Raw genomic sequence first — 15,309 nt, forward strand, 5'->3', positions numbered from 1 at the left:
ATGAAAGAGGAAGATTTCGGCCTCGCTTACTGAGTGAGTGGCTGAACTGAAAAACCGCCTGCCCTGACCGGCAGGCGGTTTTTTTTGTGTGGACGAACAGGAGGGAAGCCTTAAACCCCATCTCGCGCTGCCGTTAAATGAAAGTGCAGGTAAACATTCATCTATTCATGTGCGTTGCCGATGCACTAGAGGCACAATGCCATTGTTGATCTGCCGGGTCGGAGATTCCCTTGTTTCGTTTATCTGCTGTACGCCTCAGTCACTTTCTGCCATCACTGTTCCTTCTGCTCTGCGGACTGGCGGCGGCCTATGTGCGGGACCTGAGTGTTTTCTTCACATCGCTGTTCAATGTGCTGCCAACCTTGGTGTTGCTGCTTGGCGGTGCCTACTGCGCGGTTTACCGACGTCAGCGTGAGCTGTTTCTGATGGTCACGGTCTATATCGCCTACTTCCTGCTGGATACTCAGACTGACTTTTATCGAGACAATGGGCGGGTCCGTGAGGATGCGGCCGTTGTCTTCCATTTAGTGTGCCTGTTACTGCCCTTGCTGTTCGGGCTGTTTGGCGCCTGGCAGGAGCGTACGCACCTGTTCCAGGATATGGTGGCGCGCTTTGCCGTGTTGCTGGCTTTTGGCAGTGTCGCCCTGGGGCTGGAGCAGAGCTTCCCGCAGCCCTTGCTGGCGTGGCTGGCGGAGATTCGTTGGCCATCGTTGCATGGCCAATGGATGAGCCTGATCCAGATGGCGTACCCGGTGTTCCTGATCGCCTTCGGCTTGCTGGTGGTGCAGTACCTGCGTCAGCCACGACCGCTGCATGCGGCGCAGATCATTGGCCTGATCGGCATTTTCTGGATGCTGCCAAAGACGTTCATCTTGCCGTTTACCCTCAACATCATGTGCAGTCAGGTGATGTTGATGATTGCCGCAGCGGTGTCCCATGAAGCCTATCAGATGGCCTTCCGCGACGAGTTGACCGGGCTACCGGGGCGTCGCGCATTGAATGAGCGGATGCAGCGGTTGGGCCGTACCTATGTGCTGGCGATGACAGACGTCGACCACTTCAAGAAATTCAACGACACCCACGGTCACGATGTCGGGGACCAGGTGCTGCGTCTGGTGGCCAGCAAGTTGTCCAAGGTCACTGGTGGTGGTCGTGCCTACCGCTATGGCGGGGAGGAGTTTTGCCTGGTATTTGCCGGCAAGAGCATCGAGGAGTGCATGCCACACCTGGAAGCCGTGCGCGAGGTGATCGCCAACTACAATATCTTGCTGCGTAATCCGGATAGCCGCCCGCAGGACGATACTCAGGGGCGCCAGCGCCGTGGTGCTGCTGCGGCCGCCAGTGTGTCGGTGACCATCAGTATCGGTGTCGCCGAGCGTCAGATGGAGCATCGCTCGCCTGACGAAGTGCTCAAATCGGCCGACCAGGCGCTCTACAGCGCCAAAGGCGCGGGCCGTAACTGCGTGGTCGCCTACGGTTTGCAAAACAAGCGAGGGGCCGTTCGTACAGCGTGACCGGATATGACTATCCGGTCAAAAGATGGCCCTATGTCTCGCAAAAGTTGTTCAGGTACACTGGTTTTCTAACTGAGTATCGGTCCCTCGGGACTGCCCCTGACTGGTTCTGTGAGAGGTTGCCATGGCTGACTATAAAGCGCCCTTGCGCGATATGCGCTTCGTCCTCAATGAAGTCTTCGAGGTTGCCAGGCTCTGGGCTCAACTGCCCGGCCTGGCCGATATCGTTGACGAAGAGACGGCCATGGCCGTTCTCGAGGAGGCCGGCAAGGTCACCAGCAAAAGCATCGCGCCGCTGAACCGTGGTGCCGACGAAGAGGGCTGCCGTTGGGATAATGGCGTCGTCACTACACCAGCAGGTTTTATCGATGCGTATCGCACCTATGCCGAAGGTGGTTGGGTGGGCGTAGGCGGTGATCCCGCATTCGGCGGCATGGGCATGCCCAAGGTGATTTCTGCCCAGGTCGAAGAGATGGTCAACGCTTCCAGCCTGTCCTTCGGCCTGTACCCAATGCTGACTGCCGGTGCCTGTCTGTCGATCAATGCCCACGCCAGTGAAGCACTCAAGGCCACCTACCTGCCAAACATGTATGCCGGCGTCTGGGCCGGCTCGATGTGCCTGACCGAGCCCCATGCCGGCACTGACCTGGGCATCATCCGCACCCGTGCAGAACCTCAGGCCGATGGCAGTTACAGGGTCAGTGGTACGAAGATCTTCATCACGGGCGGCGAGCACGACCTGACCGAGAACATCATCCACCTGGTGTTGGCTAAACTGCCGGACGCACCGGCTGGGCCGAAAGGCATTTCGTTGTTTCTGGTGCCCAAGTTCCTGGTCAATGCCGACGGCAGCCTCGGCGCACGCAACCCGGTCAATTGCGGCTCCATCGAGCACAAGATGGGCATTCAGGCTTCTGCCACCTGCGTGATGAACTTTGACGACGCGGTAGGGTACCTGGTCGGTGAGCCCAACAAGGGCCTGGCCGCCATGTTCACCATGATGAATTACGAGCGCCTGGGCGTCGGTATTCAGGGCCTGGCATCGGCAGAGCGTTCTTATCAGAACGCGATTGAATACGCCCGCGACCGTCTGCAGAGCCGTGCGCCGACCGGTCCGCAAGCGAAAGATAAGGTCGCAGACCCAATCATCGTTCACCCTGATGTGCGGCGCATGCTGCTGACCATGAAGGCCTTTAACGAGGGTGGCCGCGCCTTCTCCAGTTATGTGGCGATGCAACTGGATACTGCCAAGTACAGCGAAGACCCGGTTGTGCGCAAGCGTGCCGAGGACCTGGTGGCCTTGCTGACGCCGGTGGCCAAGGCGTTCCTCACGGACCTCGGCCTGGAAACGACGGTGCATGGTCAGCAGGTGTTCGGTGGCCACGGCTATATCCGAGAGTGGGGCCAGGAGCAACTGGTGCGCGATGTGCGCATCACGCAGATCTACGAGGGCACCAACGGCATTCAGGCGCTGGACCTGATCGGGCGCAAGGTCGTGGGCAGCGGCGGGGCGTATTACGCGTTGTTCGCGGATGAGGTCCGCCAGTTCATCGCCTCGGCAGACGCCGGGCTGGACGAATTCAGTAAACCGCTGGCAGCAGCCTTGGGTTGCCTCGACGAACTGACCGCCTGGGTACTGGACCGCGCCAAGAGCAACCCGAACGAGATCGGTGCCGCGTCGGTGGAGTATCTGCAGACCTTCGGTTACGTCGCTTATGCCTACATGTGGGCGCTGATGGCACGTACGGCGCTGGCCAAGCAGGGGCAGGACGATTTCTATGCCAGCAAACTGGGGACCGCACGGTTCTACTTTGCCCGATTGCTGCCACGCATCCACTCGTTGAGCGCAGCCGTGAAGGCCGGTAGCGAGTCGCTTTATCTGCTCAATGCCGAGCAGTTTTAAGCTTCGCTGCGTCGTGTAGGAAAAGGCTTACACGACGTGGTGACTTTTCGCCTCTATCTAAAGATTGGATCCATCGCTAATCTTTACCACATGGACGTCGCGCAGGACGCGCAATGTACAGAACAGGGACACGCAGGATTCCTGCCAGGATGGCGGGTGAAATGGATGTCAGGGAAACAGTCTGCAAACCCCGCCTCGGCGGGGTTTTCTTATGCCCGCAATTAAATCAGCCCAGCACGTCCAGCGGCGATACGCCGATGTGCCGTGGGTCGATCTCTTCTTCCAGTAGCGTACGCAGCAACTCGATCGAGGCTTGCTGGCGCTGCGCATCCCGGAACACCAAGCCCACTTTCAGCGGCACCCGTGGCTCGCTCAACGGCTTCCAGAGCAGTTCCTGATCATCCGTCACCTCTTGGGCCCGGCCGGGCAAGACGGTAGCCAGCGACGTGTGTGGCAGGCTGTCTAGAATCCCGCCCATGTTGTTCATTTCCGCCTGAACCTGCGGGCGCCGGCCAAGGTTGGCCAGCTGCGACTGCCAGATCTGCCGCACCTGAAACTCTTCGCCCAGCAGCAGCATCGGTAACTCGGCGGCCTGTTTCAGCGAGACTTTCTTGAATTCGCGCAACGGGTGGGTATTGGGGATCACCAATTGCAGTTCGTCTTCATAGAGCATCAAGCCGTGCAGGCCCGGCTGGCGCGGCGGCAGGTAGCTGATGCCGATATCCAGTGTGCCGTTTAGCAGGCGTCGCTCGATTTCCATACCTGACAGTTCGTAGATCTGTACCACCAGGTGTGGCTGCGCCTTGCGTACCCGGTCGAGCAGCTGTGGTACCAGGCTTGGGCGTACGGTCTGCAGTACCCCGATGGCCAAGGTACGCAATGACTGCCCCTTGAAGTTACGCAGGGCGTCACTCGCCCGTTGCAGGCCGTCGAGCAGGGGCAGTGCGTGGTTGTACAGGGTGTGTGCTGCCAGGGTCGGCAGCAGTCGCTTGTTGCCGCGTTCGAACAGGCTGACATCCAGGCTGTGTTCGAGTTGGCGGATCTGTTGCGACAGCGCCGGCTGGGACAGTGACAGGCGTTCGGCAGCCCGGCCGACATGACCTTCTTCGTAGACCGCGACGAAATAACGCAGTTGGCGAAAATCCATAAGAGATACTTATCAAAAAAGCTCGAAAAACGAAATGGCTGTTAGCCTGCAAGAAGCCTAGTCTATCCCGTATTCACAAGGTTTACAGGGCCATAGGGCGCGATGAATACCGTGTATGTGGATGGTGTTTACATAGGCAAGGCTAAAAACATCGGTCATGGCTTATTGACCGACATTGATAAGGAACAGGTTGCAAGAAGGCTGTGGTTGTGGCCACAGGGACTGGGCAGCGATGAACACGGCGACCCACGCTTCCATACCGGCCCTGAACGGGCCTTGCATCACTACCCCGCCGAGCACTACGCCTATTGGCGCAAACGTTATCCACAGATCGACTGGTGTGCACCGGCATTTGGCGAAAACCTGTCGACCCACGGCATGAGCGAAGAATCCGTTTGCCTGGGCGACATGTTTCGATGGGGGGGCGCGCTGTTGCAGATCAGCCAGCCGCGCTCGCCCTGTTATCGGCTCAGCCACCGCTGGGGCCTGCTGGACTTGCCTGAACAGGCTCAGCAAACGGGCCGTTGCGGCTGGTTCTACCGGGTGCTCAAGCCGGGTTTTGTCAGCGCCGAAGATCCTTTTGAGTTGATTCAGCGTAGCTACCCAGGCCTCACCGTAGCCTGGGCGTTACATGCTTTTTTCCGTGAACCCCTGGAGCATGCAGGTTTGAAAAAGCTGGTGGATTGTCCGGCCCTGTCGTCACGCTGGCGCGACATCGCGATGAGGCGTCTACGTACCGGCCAGGTCGAAGACTGGACATCGCGTCTGCTCGGCTTGCCACTGGAAGGGTTGCGCGCATGAACCTGTTCAACCTGCGTCGTTCGCCGGCCCCCCTTGAGGAGCACGAGCCTGCTCCGGTGACCACTGCACCGGTCGAGTCGTTGTCGCGTGAATGCCTGATGCCAGTGGCAGAGCGCCCGGCACAAGTCTTCGTCCGGGGTCAGGGTTCCTGGCTGTGGGACAGTGATGGGCGGGCGTACCTCGATTTTACTCAGGGCTGTGCGGTCAACAGCCTTGGGCATAGCCCCAAAGCACTGGTTCAGGCATTGGGTGCCCAGGCTCAGGCGCTGATCAATCCGGGGGCAGGGTTTCATAACCGTGGCTTGTTGCAACTGGTCAATCGCCTGTGTGAAAGCACCGGCAGTGATCAGGCCTATCTGCTCAACAGTGGCGCCGAAGCCTGCGAAGGTGCGATCAAACTGGCACGCAAGTGGGGCCAACTGCATCGTAACGGTGCCTACCACATCATCACGGCCAGCCAGAGCTGCCATGGGCGTACGTTGGGTGCGTTGTCGGCCTCCGACCCGTCGCCGTGCAACCGCTGCGAGCCTGGCGTGCCAGGTTTCAGCAAGGTGCCCTACAACGACCTTGCAGCCCTGCATGCCGCCGTCGACTCGCGCACGGTTGCGATCATGCTGGAGCCGATCCAGGGCGAGGCTGGCGTCATTCCGGCGACCCAGGACTACCTGCAGGGTGTCGAGCGTCTGTGCCGCGAGCTGGGCATCCTGCTGATCCTTGATGAGGTTCAAACCGGTATTGGTCGCTGCGGCGCTTTGCTTGCCGAGCAAACCTACGGCGTACGCGCCGATATTCTGACTCTGGGCAAAGGCTTGGGCGGTGGTGTGCCGCTGGCCGCGTTGCTGGCACGTGGCACGGCCTGTTGCGCCGAGCCGGGCGAGTTGGAGGGAAGTCATCATGGCAATGCGCTGATGAGCGCTGCTGGCCTAGCGGTGCTGCAAACGGTATTGGAGTCGGGGTTCTTCGATCATGTGCAGGAGGCCGGCCGGCACCTGCGCGATGGTTTGGGGCGTCTGACTGCACGCTACGGCCAGGGTGAAGTGCGCGGCCAGGGCTTGCTCTGGGGGCTGGAGCTGGCGGACGACTCGGCGGCTGCGGTGGTCAAGGCTGCGCTGCAGGAAGGCCTGCTGTTGAACGCACCGCAGGCGAACGTGCTGCGTTTTTCGCCGGCGTTGACCGTGAGCAAAGGCAACATTGATGAAATGCTGTTGCGCCTGGCGCGGGCATTCGCCCGGGTCCATACCGCGCAACTGAACCGTCGTCGCGAGGTGAGTGCCTGAGATGCGTGTACTTGTCCTGCAGCATTCGCCCGCCCAGCGTCATGGGCCACTGAACCGCTGGCTGCTGCAAAACGCCGAAGCGGTGCATATCTGTCACCTCTATGCCCATGCCCGCATGCCACGGCTGGACAGTTTCGATCTATTGATCGACCTGGGGCCCGAGCAACCGCAGGAGCCTTGGCGTGACGCCGAGCGACGCCTGCTGGAAAAGGCCTTGAACGCTGGCAAACAAGTGCTGGTAGCCGACCAACTGGACCACCTGATCCTTTCTGGCAACGTTCTGCACTAACGAATTTTACGAACCGTCTCGCGTTCCTGCGCATCGCCCTGGGCCTGATCATTTTGGCTCGGGGCGTTTTTTTATCTGCCGTCAGTTGCTCAAAGGCACGCCTGGGGTCCTAAGGTGCGCTGAGGACTTTGCGGTAGAACTTCCATTCTTCCTCCAGCGCATGGGCGAGGTTGGCTGCGGTGCGAAAACCGTGGCGTTCATTGGCATAGAAGTGCCCTTCGGCGTGAATACCACGGCGTTTCAGGGCGTCGAGCATGCTGCGCGTTTGCTCGGGGACGACCACCGCATCCAGTTCGCCCTGGAAGAAGATCACTGGCACTTTGATTTGTGCGGCATGCAGCAGCGGTGTGCGCTGTCGGTAGCGCTCGATGTCCCGCACGGGGTCGCCGATCAGCCAGTCGAGGTAGTCGCCTTCAAACTTGTGCGTGGCGCGGGTCAGGGCCAGCGGATCACTGACCCCGTAGAGGCTCGCGCCAGCACGGAACACGTTGTGAAAGGCCAGCGCACACAGGGTGGTGTAACCACCGGCGCTACCGCCTCGGATAAAGGCCTGGGTTGGGTCCACCAGGCCTTGCCCGGCCAGGTAGCTGACTACGGCACAGGCATCTTCCACGTCGACTTCGCCCCAGCGCCCGCACAGCGCCTGACGATAGGCCCGGCCATAGCCACTGCTGCCTCGATAGTTGAGGTCGGCGACGGCAAAGCCGCGTTGGGTCCAGTATTGAACACGCGGGTCGAGCACCGGGTAGCATGCGGATGTCGGGCCACCGTGGATGAACACCACCAGCGGTGGGCGCGACGTCCCGTTCATGGCCGGGTAGAAAAAACCATGGGCAATACCATCACCGCTGGGGTAACGGAGGGTTTGCGGCCGGCTGATGCGTTCGGCCGGTAACGGAAGTACGCCGCCACTCAACACCTGAACATGGTGCGTCCGTCGGTGGATGGCGATGACAGCCGGTGGGTGGGTGGCCGACGACGCGATGGCATACAGGTGGGTGTTGTCCAGGTCCAGGCAGCGAAAACGGGTGAACGCGCCGCTGAAGTCTTCTAGCGTGCCGTCGAGATGGCGCACGCCCAGGCGGCTGAAACCGTCTTCGAACCAACTGGCCAGATAACGTCCACGGTCCAGGGGGCGCCAGGTGCTGGCGCCCAGTTGCCAAGGGGCGCCAGCGTGGTCGGCCGCCGTGGCGGGGAGTGCCTGCCAACCCTGTTCGGTTTCACCCCAGGGCTGCCAGAAACCTTCACGGTCTGACAGGCAATACAGGCGGCCATTGCTGTCGAAGCGCGGTTGCTGCAGGGATTCCTGTTCGTCGCCGTCACCCGCAATGCACTGCGCCGGGCTCCAGCGGCCATCGGCCTGACGCTGGCAGCACAGCAGGCGGGTGGCGGTCCAGGGTTGGTCGGGGCGGTTCCACTCGATCCAGGCCAGGCGGGCCCCATCCTCGCTTACGGTCGCAGATGCATAGAAGTCCGCACCTTCGGCCAGTACCTCCCGTGAGCCCCGGCCAATGGCGACCAAGCGGTGTTCGACCTGATCCGGCGTGTGCGTTTCCTCAACGGCCACGACCTTGCCGTCTGCCCAGCACAAATCACCGTAACGACGATGGCCGTGGGTCAGCGGCTGCGGCTGGCTGCCATCGAGGCTTTGCCGATACAGCTGCTGGTCTGTTTCGTTGACGAACACCAGGCCGTTGGCCGTGAGGCAGAATGCACCGCCGCCATACTCGTAGACCCGGCTGCGTACGCTGAAACCATCGGGCGTCAGGCAGCGGCTGCGGCCCTTGTGCCAATGCCAGATCCGGCAAGCACCGTCCTGGGGACGAAAGGCATTCCAGAACAACCCGTGCGGGCCGACCTTGAGTTCGGCATAGTCGGCGCCTGCGGCTACCGCCTGTTCGGCGCTGAAGCGATCAGCCGCGAGCGATGACACGGGAGTTTCGATCATTGCGGAACGTCATCTGGTCGATGGAGAGGTTGGCGTGTTCAGCGTCTTTCCGGGCGTTGAGGATGATCCCGTGGTCGGCCGATTTGGCGCAGACCGGGTCAGCCTTGCTGGCGTCGCCGGTGAGCATGAAGGCCTGGCAGCGGCAGCCGCCGAAGTCTTTTTCTTTCTCGTCGCAGGAGCGGCACGGCTCAGGCATCCAGTCATAACCGCGGTAGCGGTTGAAGCCGAACGAGTCGTACCAGATGTGCTGCATGCTGTGTTCGCGCACGTTGGGAAACTGCACGGGCAGTTGCCGTGCGCCATGGCAAGGCAGTGCAGTGCCGTCCGGGGTGACGGTGAGGAATACGCTGCCCCAGCCGTTCATGCAGGCTTTCGGGCGCTCCTCGTAGTAGTCCGGGGTGACGAAGATCAGTTTGCAGGGGTTGCCGGCAGCCTTGAGCGTTTCGCGGTACTCGTTGGTGATGCGTTCGGCGCGCTCCAGTTGGGCGCGGGTCGGCAGCAGGCCGACCCGGTTCAAGTGCGCCCAGCCATAGAACTGGCAGGTGGCAAGCTCGACGAAGTCCGCTTCCAGGGCAATGCACAGCTCGATGATGCGGTCGATCCTGTCGATGTTGTGCCGGTGGGTCACGAAGTTCAGCACCATCGGGTAACCGTGGGCTTTTACCGCGCGGGCCATTTCCAGCTTCTGCGCAAAGGCTTTCTTCGAGCCGGCCAACAGGTTGTTCACCTCTTCGTCGCTGGCCTGGAAGCTGATCTGGATATGGTCCAGCCCGGCGTGCTTGAAGTCGGCAATCTTCTGTTCGGTCAGGCCAATACCCGAGGTGATCAGGTTGGTGTAGTAGCCCAGGCGGCGGCCTTCGCCGATCAGTTCGGCGAGGTCCTGACGAACCAGCGGTTCTCCACCGGAGAAGCCCAGTTGTGCGGCGCCCATTTCCCGTGCTTCACGCATCACCTTGAACCACTGCTCGGTGTTCAGCTCCTGGCCCTGGGCAGCGAAGTCCAGTGGGTTGGAGCAGTACGGGCACTGCAGTGGGCAACGGTAGGTCAGCTCGGCCAGCAACCACAGCGGCAGACCGACCTCAGGGGTAGCGGGTACCTCAGGCAAGCTCGATCCAGTGTTCGACACGGGCGACCTCCATGAATTGCTCGATGTCATCCCCAAGTTCAGGTACGCCGGGAAACTGCTCGTCCAGGTGGGCGATGATCGCGGCGACCGTGCGCTGACCATCAATCAACCGGCCGATGGCCGAGGCGCTTTCGTTGAGCTTGATCATGCCCTCCGGGTAGAGCAGCACATGGGCTTTCTGTGCCGGCTCGAACTGGAAGCGGTAACCCGGGCGCCAGCGCGGGGTCAGGTTGCGATCGAAGCTCATAGGGCAATCCCCTTGTGCCAGACCCGTTCACGGGTGACGGTGTGATAGGGCGGGCGGTTCAGTTCGTAGGCCATGCTCATGGCATCGAGCATGCTCCAGAGAATGTCCAGCTTGAACTGGAGAATCTCCAGCATGCGCTGTTGGCCTTCCACTGTAGTGTAGTGCTGCAAGGTGATACTCAGGCCATGTTCGACATCGCGACGGGCCTGGCTCAGGCGTGTTCGGAAGTACGCGTAACCGGCAGGGTCGATCCACGGGTAGTGTTGCGGCCAGCTGTCCAGGCGCGACTGATGGATCTGTGGCGCGAACAGTTCGGTCAGGGAGCTGCTGGCGGCTTCCTGCCAGCAGGCTCGTCGGGCAAAGTTGACATAGGCGTCCACCGCAAAGCGTACACCGGGCAGCACCAGCTCTTGAGAGCGTAGTTGCTCGGGATCAAGGCCAACGGCCTGGCCCAGGCGCAGCCAGGCTTCGATACCGCCATCTTCACCAGGTGCGCCGTCATGGTCGAGCAGGCGTTGAATCCACTCGCGGCGGATCTCGCGGTCCGGGCAGTTGGCCAGGATCGCGGCATCCTTCATCGGGATATTCACCTGATAGTAGAAGCGGTTGGCAACCCAGCCCTGGATCTGCTCGCGGCTGGCCCGGCCTTCATACATGGCCACGTGATAAGGGTGATGAATGTGGTAGTAGGCACCCTTGGCCCGCAGGGCTTGTTCAAACTCGGCGGGGGACAGCGCTTTGGCGTCGTTCATGTCAGCTCCTACAACTCGATGCTCATGCCGTCGAAGGCGACTTCGACACCGCGGCGGTTCAGTTCAGCGCGTTCGGCCGAGTCTTCATCCAGGATCGGGTTGGTATTGTTGATGTGGATAAGCACCTTGCGCTGCGTCGGCAGGTGTTCCAGCACTTCAAGCATGCCACCTGCGCCGTTCTGGGCCAGGTGGCCCATTTCCCGACCTGTACGGGTGCCGACACCACGTCGCTGCATCTCATCATCGTCCCATAGGGTTCCGTCGACCAGCAGGCAGTCGGCGCTGGCCATCTTCTCCATCAACCTGTCATCGACTTGCCCAAGGCCTGGGGCATAGAACAAGGTACCGCCAGTGCGCAGGTCTTCGACCATCAGCCCGAGGTTGTCACCTGGGTGTGGGTCGAAGCGGTGTGGCGAGTAAGGCGGTGCGGCGCTGCGCAGCGGGAACGGGCTGAAGCGCAGGTTAGGGCAGGCGTCTATAACGAAGCTGCCTTCCAGTTCGATACGGTTCCAGACCAGCCCACCGTTCCAGTGGCTGAGCATATTGAACAGCGGAAAGCCGGTGCTCAGGTCCTGATGGACCATGTCGGTGCACCAGACCTGATGGGGGCAGCCTTCGCGCAGGCTGAGCAGGCCCGTGGTGTGATCAATCTGGCTGTCGAGCAGGACGATCGCGTTGATGCCCGTGTCGCGCAGTGCCCGTGCCGGCTGCATCGGGGTAAAGCTTTGCAGTTGGGCGCGGATGTCAGGCGAAGCATTGCAGAGTACCCAGTGGACGCCGTCATCGGACAAGGCGATCGACGACTGGGTTCGCGCCGTGGCGCGCAGGGTGCCATCGCGAAAGCCCTTGCAGTTGTCACAGTTGCAGTTCCACTGGGGGAAACCGCCACCGGCGGCGGAACCGAGAATCTGGATGTACATGGCCACTCCTGCCGCGTCTGAAAATGAAAACGCCCCGGCTGACCGAGGCGTTGTACTGACAGCAAACTCAGCGGTTTGCGAAGTACATGGTCACTTCAAAGCCGATACGCAGATCAGTGTATGCAGGTTTGGTCCACATGGGATTACTCCTTCCGGATAGGTCTGGGGGTTGGTGGCTACTTATTTAGTCCACCCTCGCAATGAAGGGGATTCGGTGGCCAAGATTGCGCTATCTTACTAAAAAATACGGAGCTGAAAGGTTAAATCTTAGATAAATGCCGTTACCGCGGGCGTAAAAATCAGCATGCATCCTGCCAGGCGGCGGACGGCGCTGGGCCGTTGGCCAAGCATAGCCAACCCTGGTTAACCCGGCGCACCGCCTCGGCGGCGGCTTCGAGTGTTGCCAGGTCTACAGCCCTGATGCGTGCCTGCAACGGCTTCAGTGTCTGCTGGGGATGCCCGGCCAGTTGCGCTTGCCAGGCCCACTCGGCCACATCGCTGTTGCTCATGCTCGGTTCAGCGAACTGCGCCGCCAGGGCCTGACGTTGTGCTTCCAGCTCGCTGGCGTGAGTGTTGAGCCAGACTCCTAGCCCATCAATGAAGGTGTTGATGTGCATGAGGATTTGCCTATGGCTGACCGACGGTGACTGCACGCCGAACAGAAGGCCAGCATGGCCTTGAACCTGACGGAAGGCACTGAACACGGCATAACCCAATTGCAGCTCGACCCGCAGACGCTGGTAGAAAGGCCCCTGGATCAGGTGTGCCAGCAGGCGTCCTGCAGCCTCATCGGCCACCGGGCAGAACAACAACAGGGCTTGCTCTGCGCTGTCATCCGTCGAGTGGTACCACTGCCTGCCGCGAATGAGGCGCGGCGTGGTGTGGCTGCCAGCACTGCCGGGAATCGCCAGTGGTTGCCGTTCGGTTGCCGCAAAGCCGGTGGCCAGCCCTTGCCAGCGTGCGCTGCTCCACACGGCCTGAAGCTCTGCGTCGGTGGCTGTTTGCACCTGCGGGGTTGTGTTCCCTCCCCCCAGAACAACCTCCGGCAATTGCCGTAGCAGTTGGCGGATGGGTATCAGTGTCGGTTCCCGGGCTGGGGTCGTGGCCGTCTGCCAGGTACTCGCTGGAGGGCTGCGCAGCACCGCCAGGGCTTGCGTGACAACAGCATTGACGGCACTGGGTGCGCCAGCGCAGCGCAACTGCCAGTAGTGTGCGCAGGCGCTGAATTCCAGTTCTACACAGGCTTGTGCCGCCCGTTCGATAAGCCTTTGCAAGGCACCGTTGAGCCGTGCATAGAGGTTATCGTGGCTGCGTGAGTCGAGTTGCCAGCGCAGGTACAGGATGCCGGTCTGGCGTGTGCTTGGCAGGACGGGGTTGTAGACCATGTGGGGGGTGCCCGACGACGCCCGAGTCGCGGCATCAGCGTTCACCAGGAATGGGTTGGGCTCGGGCAGCTGCCAGGGCATGACGGTTTCGAGACGCGGGCATGTGCGAGCCAGTAGCTGGTTGAGCAGGGCGCTCAGCGCTGCACTGTCCGGTGTCCCGGGTGGGTTGCCCGTGCTGTCTTGACGTGCCAGTTGCAGGGCGCCGGCACGCCCTTGCTGGCAGGCCAGGAGTCGGGCGTACTCCTCCAGCAGCGGCGTCCGGTCGGCGCTGTTGAAAAAAGCCAGCCAATCAAAAAACAGCCGTTCAACGTCACTGCGATGCTGCTCATCCGTCAGGGTGAACTGCACATGCAGCAGGGCCTGCTGCGCATACTGATACAGCGTTTTGAAACTGAGCCCCGTTATCCAGCCTTTTTCGCGCAACAGTGCGAGCAGGCTGCCGGGTTGGCTGTCCGTCAGCCACGTGCTGAGGAATGCGATTGCGTCCTCGCTACCGGTAGGCAAGCGTTCACAGGCGAACAACAGGTTCAGCAGGTCTGCCGGTTGGGCCGGTGCGCCGCACAGTTGCAGAGGTGTGACGGGTGCCTGGGCTGTCTTCAGCCCGGGATCGAAGGCCTGGCTACATGCTTCGGCCATTGCCAACAACTCGGTCAGTGGTTGTGGCCCGGCCAGGCTCAAGGTTATTTGCCCTGCCTGGTAGTAGCGTTTGTGGAAGTCCTGCAGTGCCCGTTGAAAGGCGGCCTGCTGTACACCCAGGCTGTAGCGGTTACCGGCATGGAAGGCCCGAAGTGGATGGCCTGCCGATACGCACTGAAGCAGGGTGAATTGTGCCTGCGAGGCGTGGTCGCGGGACCAGGCAATGAACTCGGCGTGCAGCACTTCGCGTTCGCGCAACTGCGCGGCGTGGTCGTCCAGGCGGGGCTGGGCAAGCATGTCGCACAGCCGCTCCAGGGCACCGCTGAATGCCGCGACCGGGACTTCGAAAAAAAACTCAGTGGCCCGTTCCCGCGTGCTTGCATTGACCTGGCCACCGTGGCGTTGCACATAGCGCATCAGGCCGTCTTCAGCCGGGAAGCGGCTGTTGCCGAGAAAAAACAGGTGTTCAAGGAAGTGCGCCAGCCCCGGCCATGCCATTGGAGCATCGTGGCTACCGGCAGCGACATGCACTGCGGCGGCGCAGCGCTTCAGGTGTGGCGCATGGCGCAGTGTGAGCTGCAGGCCGTTGGCCAAGGTATGGTGTGCAAACGTGGCAGGCATGACGGCTCCAGCAAAACGCGAACCGTCATGCTAGCGGATAACTCAGTCTTTGCGCGGGTCGCCGTACAGCTCGGGGCGCAGGTCGTGCAGATAGGGGGTGTTGGTCCGGCCCTGTACGACCTGTTGGCGATCCAGGTCGCTGACCAGCAAGCAGGCCTCGCGTCCAGCCATGGCCAGGATGCTGCCATCCGGGCCGACGATACTGCTTTGCCCACAGTACTGGATCGCGTCCTCGGCACCGCAGTAGTTGGCGTAAACCAGATAACACTGGTTTTCGTAGGCGCGGGCGCGCACGGTGACCTGGGCGACAAAGTCGTAGGGCACCATGTTCGCGGTCGGCACCAGTATCAGTTCGGCGCCGGCCAGGGCCAGACGTCGGGCGTTCTCCGGGAACTCGATGTCGTAGCAGATCAACAGACCAAGCTTCCAGCCGTTGAGCTGAACCACCGGGAAGTGGTCCGGGCCCGGGCTGAACATCGCCCGGTCAAGGCCGCCGAACAGGTGCGTCTTGCGGTAGTTGCACAGGCTGCTGCCGTGGGCGTCGATCAGCTGTACTGCGTTGTACAGCCGACCATCATCGGCCCGCTCAGGGTAGCCATAGGCGATGGCAATGCGGTTGCTTTGGGCGATCTCCACCACGGCCATGGCCGAGGGGCCGTCCTCGGCCTCGGCCAGCCGTGCTACAGCGTCGGCGCCGATGTTATAGCCCGTCAGGAACATCTCCGGGCACACCAGCAGTTCGG

The 15,309-nt window shown here is 61.4% G+C and carries 14 protein-coding genes; 5 read left to right on the forward strand and 9 right to left on the reverse strand.

What is annotated here, in order from left to right:
• Positions 1 to 230: 230 nt before the first annotated feature.
• Both EKA13_RS22360 and EKA13_RS22365 read left to right on the forward strand, forming a co-directional pair.
• Entirely contained in the window at positions 231 to 1,514 is a 1,284-nt protein-coding gene (locus tag EKA13_RS22360; protein WP_065761422.1) for a GGDEF domain-containing protein, read from the forward strand.
• 124 nt (positions 1,515 to 1,638) lie between these two features.
• Positions 1,639 to 3,417: an acyl-CoA dehydrogenase C-terminal domain-containing protein gene (locus EKA13_RS22365; protein ID WP_065761423.1), complete on the forward strand. Its 1,779-nt coding sequence runs from the start codon at positions 1,639 to 1,641 to the stop codon at positions 3,415 to 3,417.
• A gap of 226 nt (positions 3,418 to 3,643) precedes the next feature.
• Here the strand turns inward: EKA13_RS22365 and EKA13_RS22370 are convergent, their stop codons facing one another.
• Entirely contained in the window at positions 3,644 to 4,564 is a 921-nt protein-coding gene (locus EKA13_RS22370) for a LysR family transcriptional regulator (RefSeq protein ID WP_065761424.1), read from the reverse strand.
• A 102-nt stretch (positions 4,565 to 4,666) separates the two neighbouring features.
• On the opposite strand from EKA13_RS22370, the gene EKA13_RS22375 reads away from it, so the two are divergent.
• From EKA13_RS22375 to EKA13_RS22385, 3 genes are read left to right on the forward strand one after another with little or no spacing between them, the layout of a single operon-like run.
• Positions 4,667 to 5,365: an MOSC domain-containing protein gene (locus tag EKA13_RS22375; protein WP_065761425.1), complete on the forward strand. Its 699-nt coding sequence runs from the start codon at positions 4,667 to 4,669 to the stop codon at positions 5,363 to 5,365.
• On the forward strand, positions 5,362 to 6,642 hold the full coding sequence (locus tag EKA13_RS22380; protein ID WP_065761426.1) for an aspartate aminotransferase family protein: 1,281 nt from the start codon (positions 5,362 to 5,364) through the stop codon (positions 6,640 to 6,642). Before EKA13_RS22375 ends, EKA13_RS22380 begins: the two co-directional genes overlap by 4 nt.
• 1 nt (position 6,643) lies before the next feature.
• Entirely contained in the window at positions 6,644 to 6,931 is a 288-nt protein-coding gene (locus EKA13_RS22385) for a hypothetical protein (protein ID WP_065761427.1), read from the forward strand.
• Between the two features lie 109 nt (positions 6,932 to 7,040).
• Here the strand turns inward: EKA13_RS22385 and EKA13_RS22390 are convergent, their stop codons facing one another.
• From EKA13_RS22390 to EKA13_RS22425, 8 genes are all read right to left on the reverse strand, one after another.
• Positions 7,041 to 8,879, reverse strand: a complete 1,839-nt coding sequence (locus EKA13_RS22390; protein WP_065761428.1) for a S9 family peptidase — start codon at positions 8,877 to 8,879, stop codon at positions 7,041 to 7,043.
• Positions 8,845 to 10,005 (reverse strand): pyrroloquinoline quinone biosynthesis protein PqqE, encoded by a 1,161-nt coding sequence (pqqE, locus tag EKA13_RS22395; protein ID WP_065761429.1) that lies wholly within the window; start codon positions 10,003 to 10,005, stop codon positions 8,845 to 8,847. The genes EKA13_RS22390 and pqqE overlap by 35 nt, the downstream gene beginning before the upstream one ends.
• Positions 9,977 to 10,252 (reverse strand): pyrroloquinoline quinone biosynthesis peptide chaperone PqqD, encoded by a 276-nt coding sequence (gene pqqD, locus EKA13_RS22400; protein WP_065761430.1) that lies wholly within the window; start codon positions 10,250 to 10,252, stop codon positions 9,977 to 9,979. The genes pqqE and pqqD overlap by 29 nt, the downstream gene beginning before the upstream one ends.
• Positions 10,249 to 11,004, reverse strand: a complete 756-nt coding sequence (gene pqqC, locus EKA13_RS22405) for a pyrroloquinoline-quinone synthase PqqC (protein WP_065761431.1) — start codon at positions 11,002 to 11,004, stop codon at positions 10,249 to 10,251. The genes pqqD and pqqC overlap by 4 nt, the downstream gene beginning before the upstream one ends.
• An 8-nt stretch (positions 11,005 to 11,012) precedes the next feature.
• Positions 11,013 to 11,924 (reverse strand): pyrroloquinoline quinone biosynthesis protein PqqB, encoded by a 912-nt coding sequence (gene pqqB / locus EKA13_RS22410; RefSeq protein WP_065761432.1) that lies wholly within the window; start codon positions 11,922 to 11,924, stop codon positions 11,013 to 11,015.
• 67 nt (positions 11,925 to 11,991) lie between these two features.
• Positions 11,992 to 12,063 (reverse strand): pyrroloquinoline quinone precursor peptide PqqA, encoded by a 72-nt coding sequence (pqqA, locus tag EKA13_RS22415; protein ID WP_003243383.1) that lies wholly within the window; start codon positions 12,061 to 12,063, stop codon positions 11,992 to 11,994.
• A 160-nt stretch (positions 12,064 to 12,223) separates the two neighbouring features.
• On the reverse strand, positions 12,224 to 14,566 hold the full coding sequence (gene pqqF, locus EKA13_RS22420; RefSeq protein WP_065761433.1) for a pyrroloquinoline quinone biosynthesis protein PqqF: 2,343 nt from the start codon (positions 14,564 to 14,566) through the stop codon (positions 12,224 to 12,226).
• 42 nt (positions 14,567 to 14,608) lie between these two features.
• Positions 14,609 to 15,309: carbon-nitrogen hydrolase family protein (locus EKA13_RS22425; RefSeq protein ID WP_065761434.1), on the reverse strand; the 701-nt coding region annotated here is incomplete at its 5' end.

It is taken from the genome of Pseudomonas defluvii, assembly GCF_001695625.1.
Classification (GTDB): domain Bacteria; phylum Pseudomonadota; class Gammaproteobacteria; order Pseudomonadales; family Pseudomonadaceae; genus Aquipseudomonas; species Aquipseudomonas defluvii.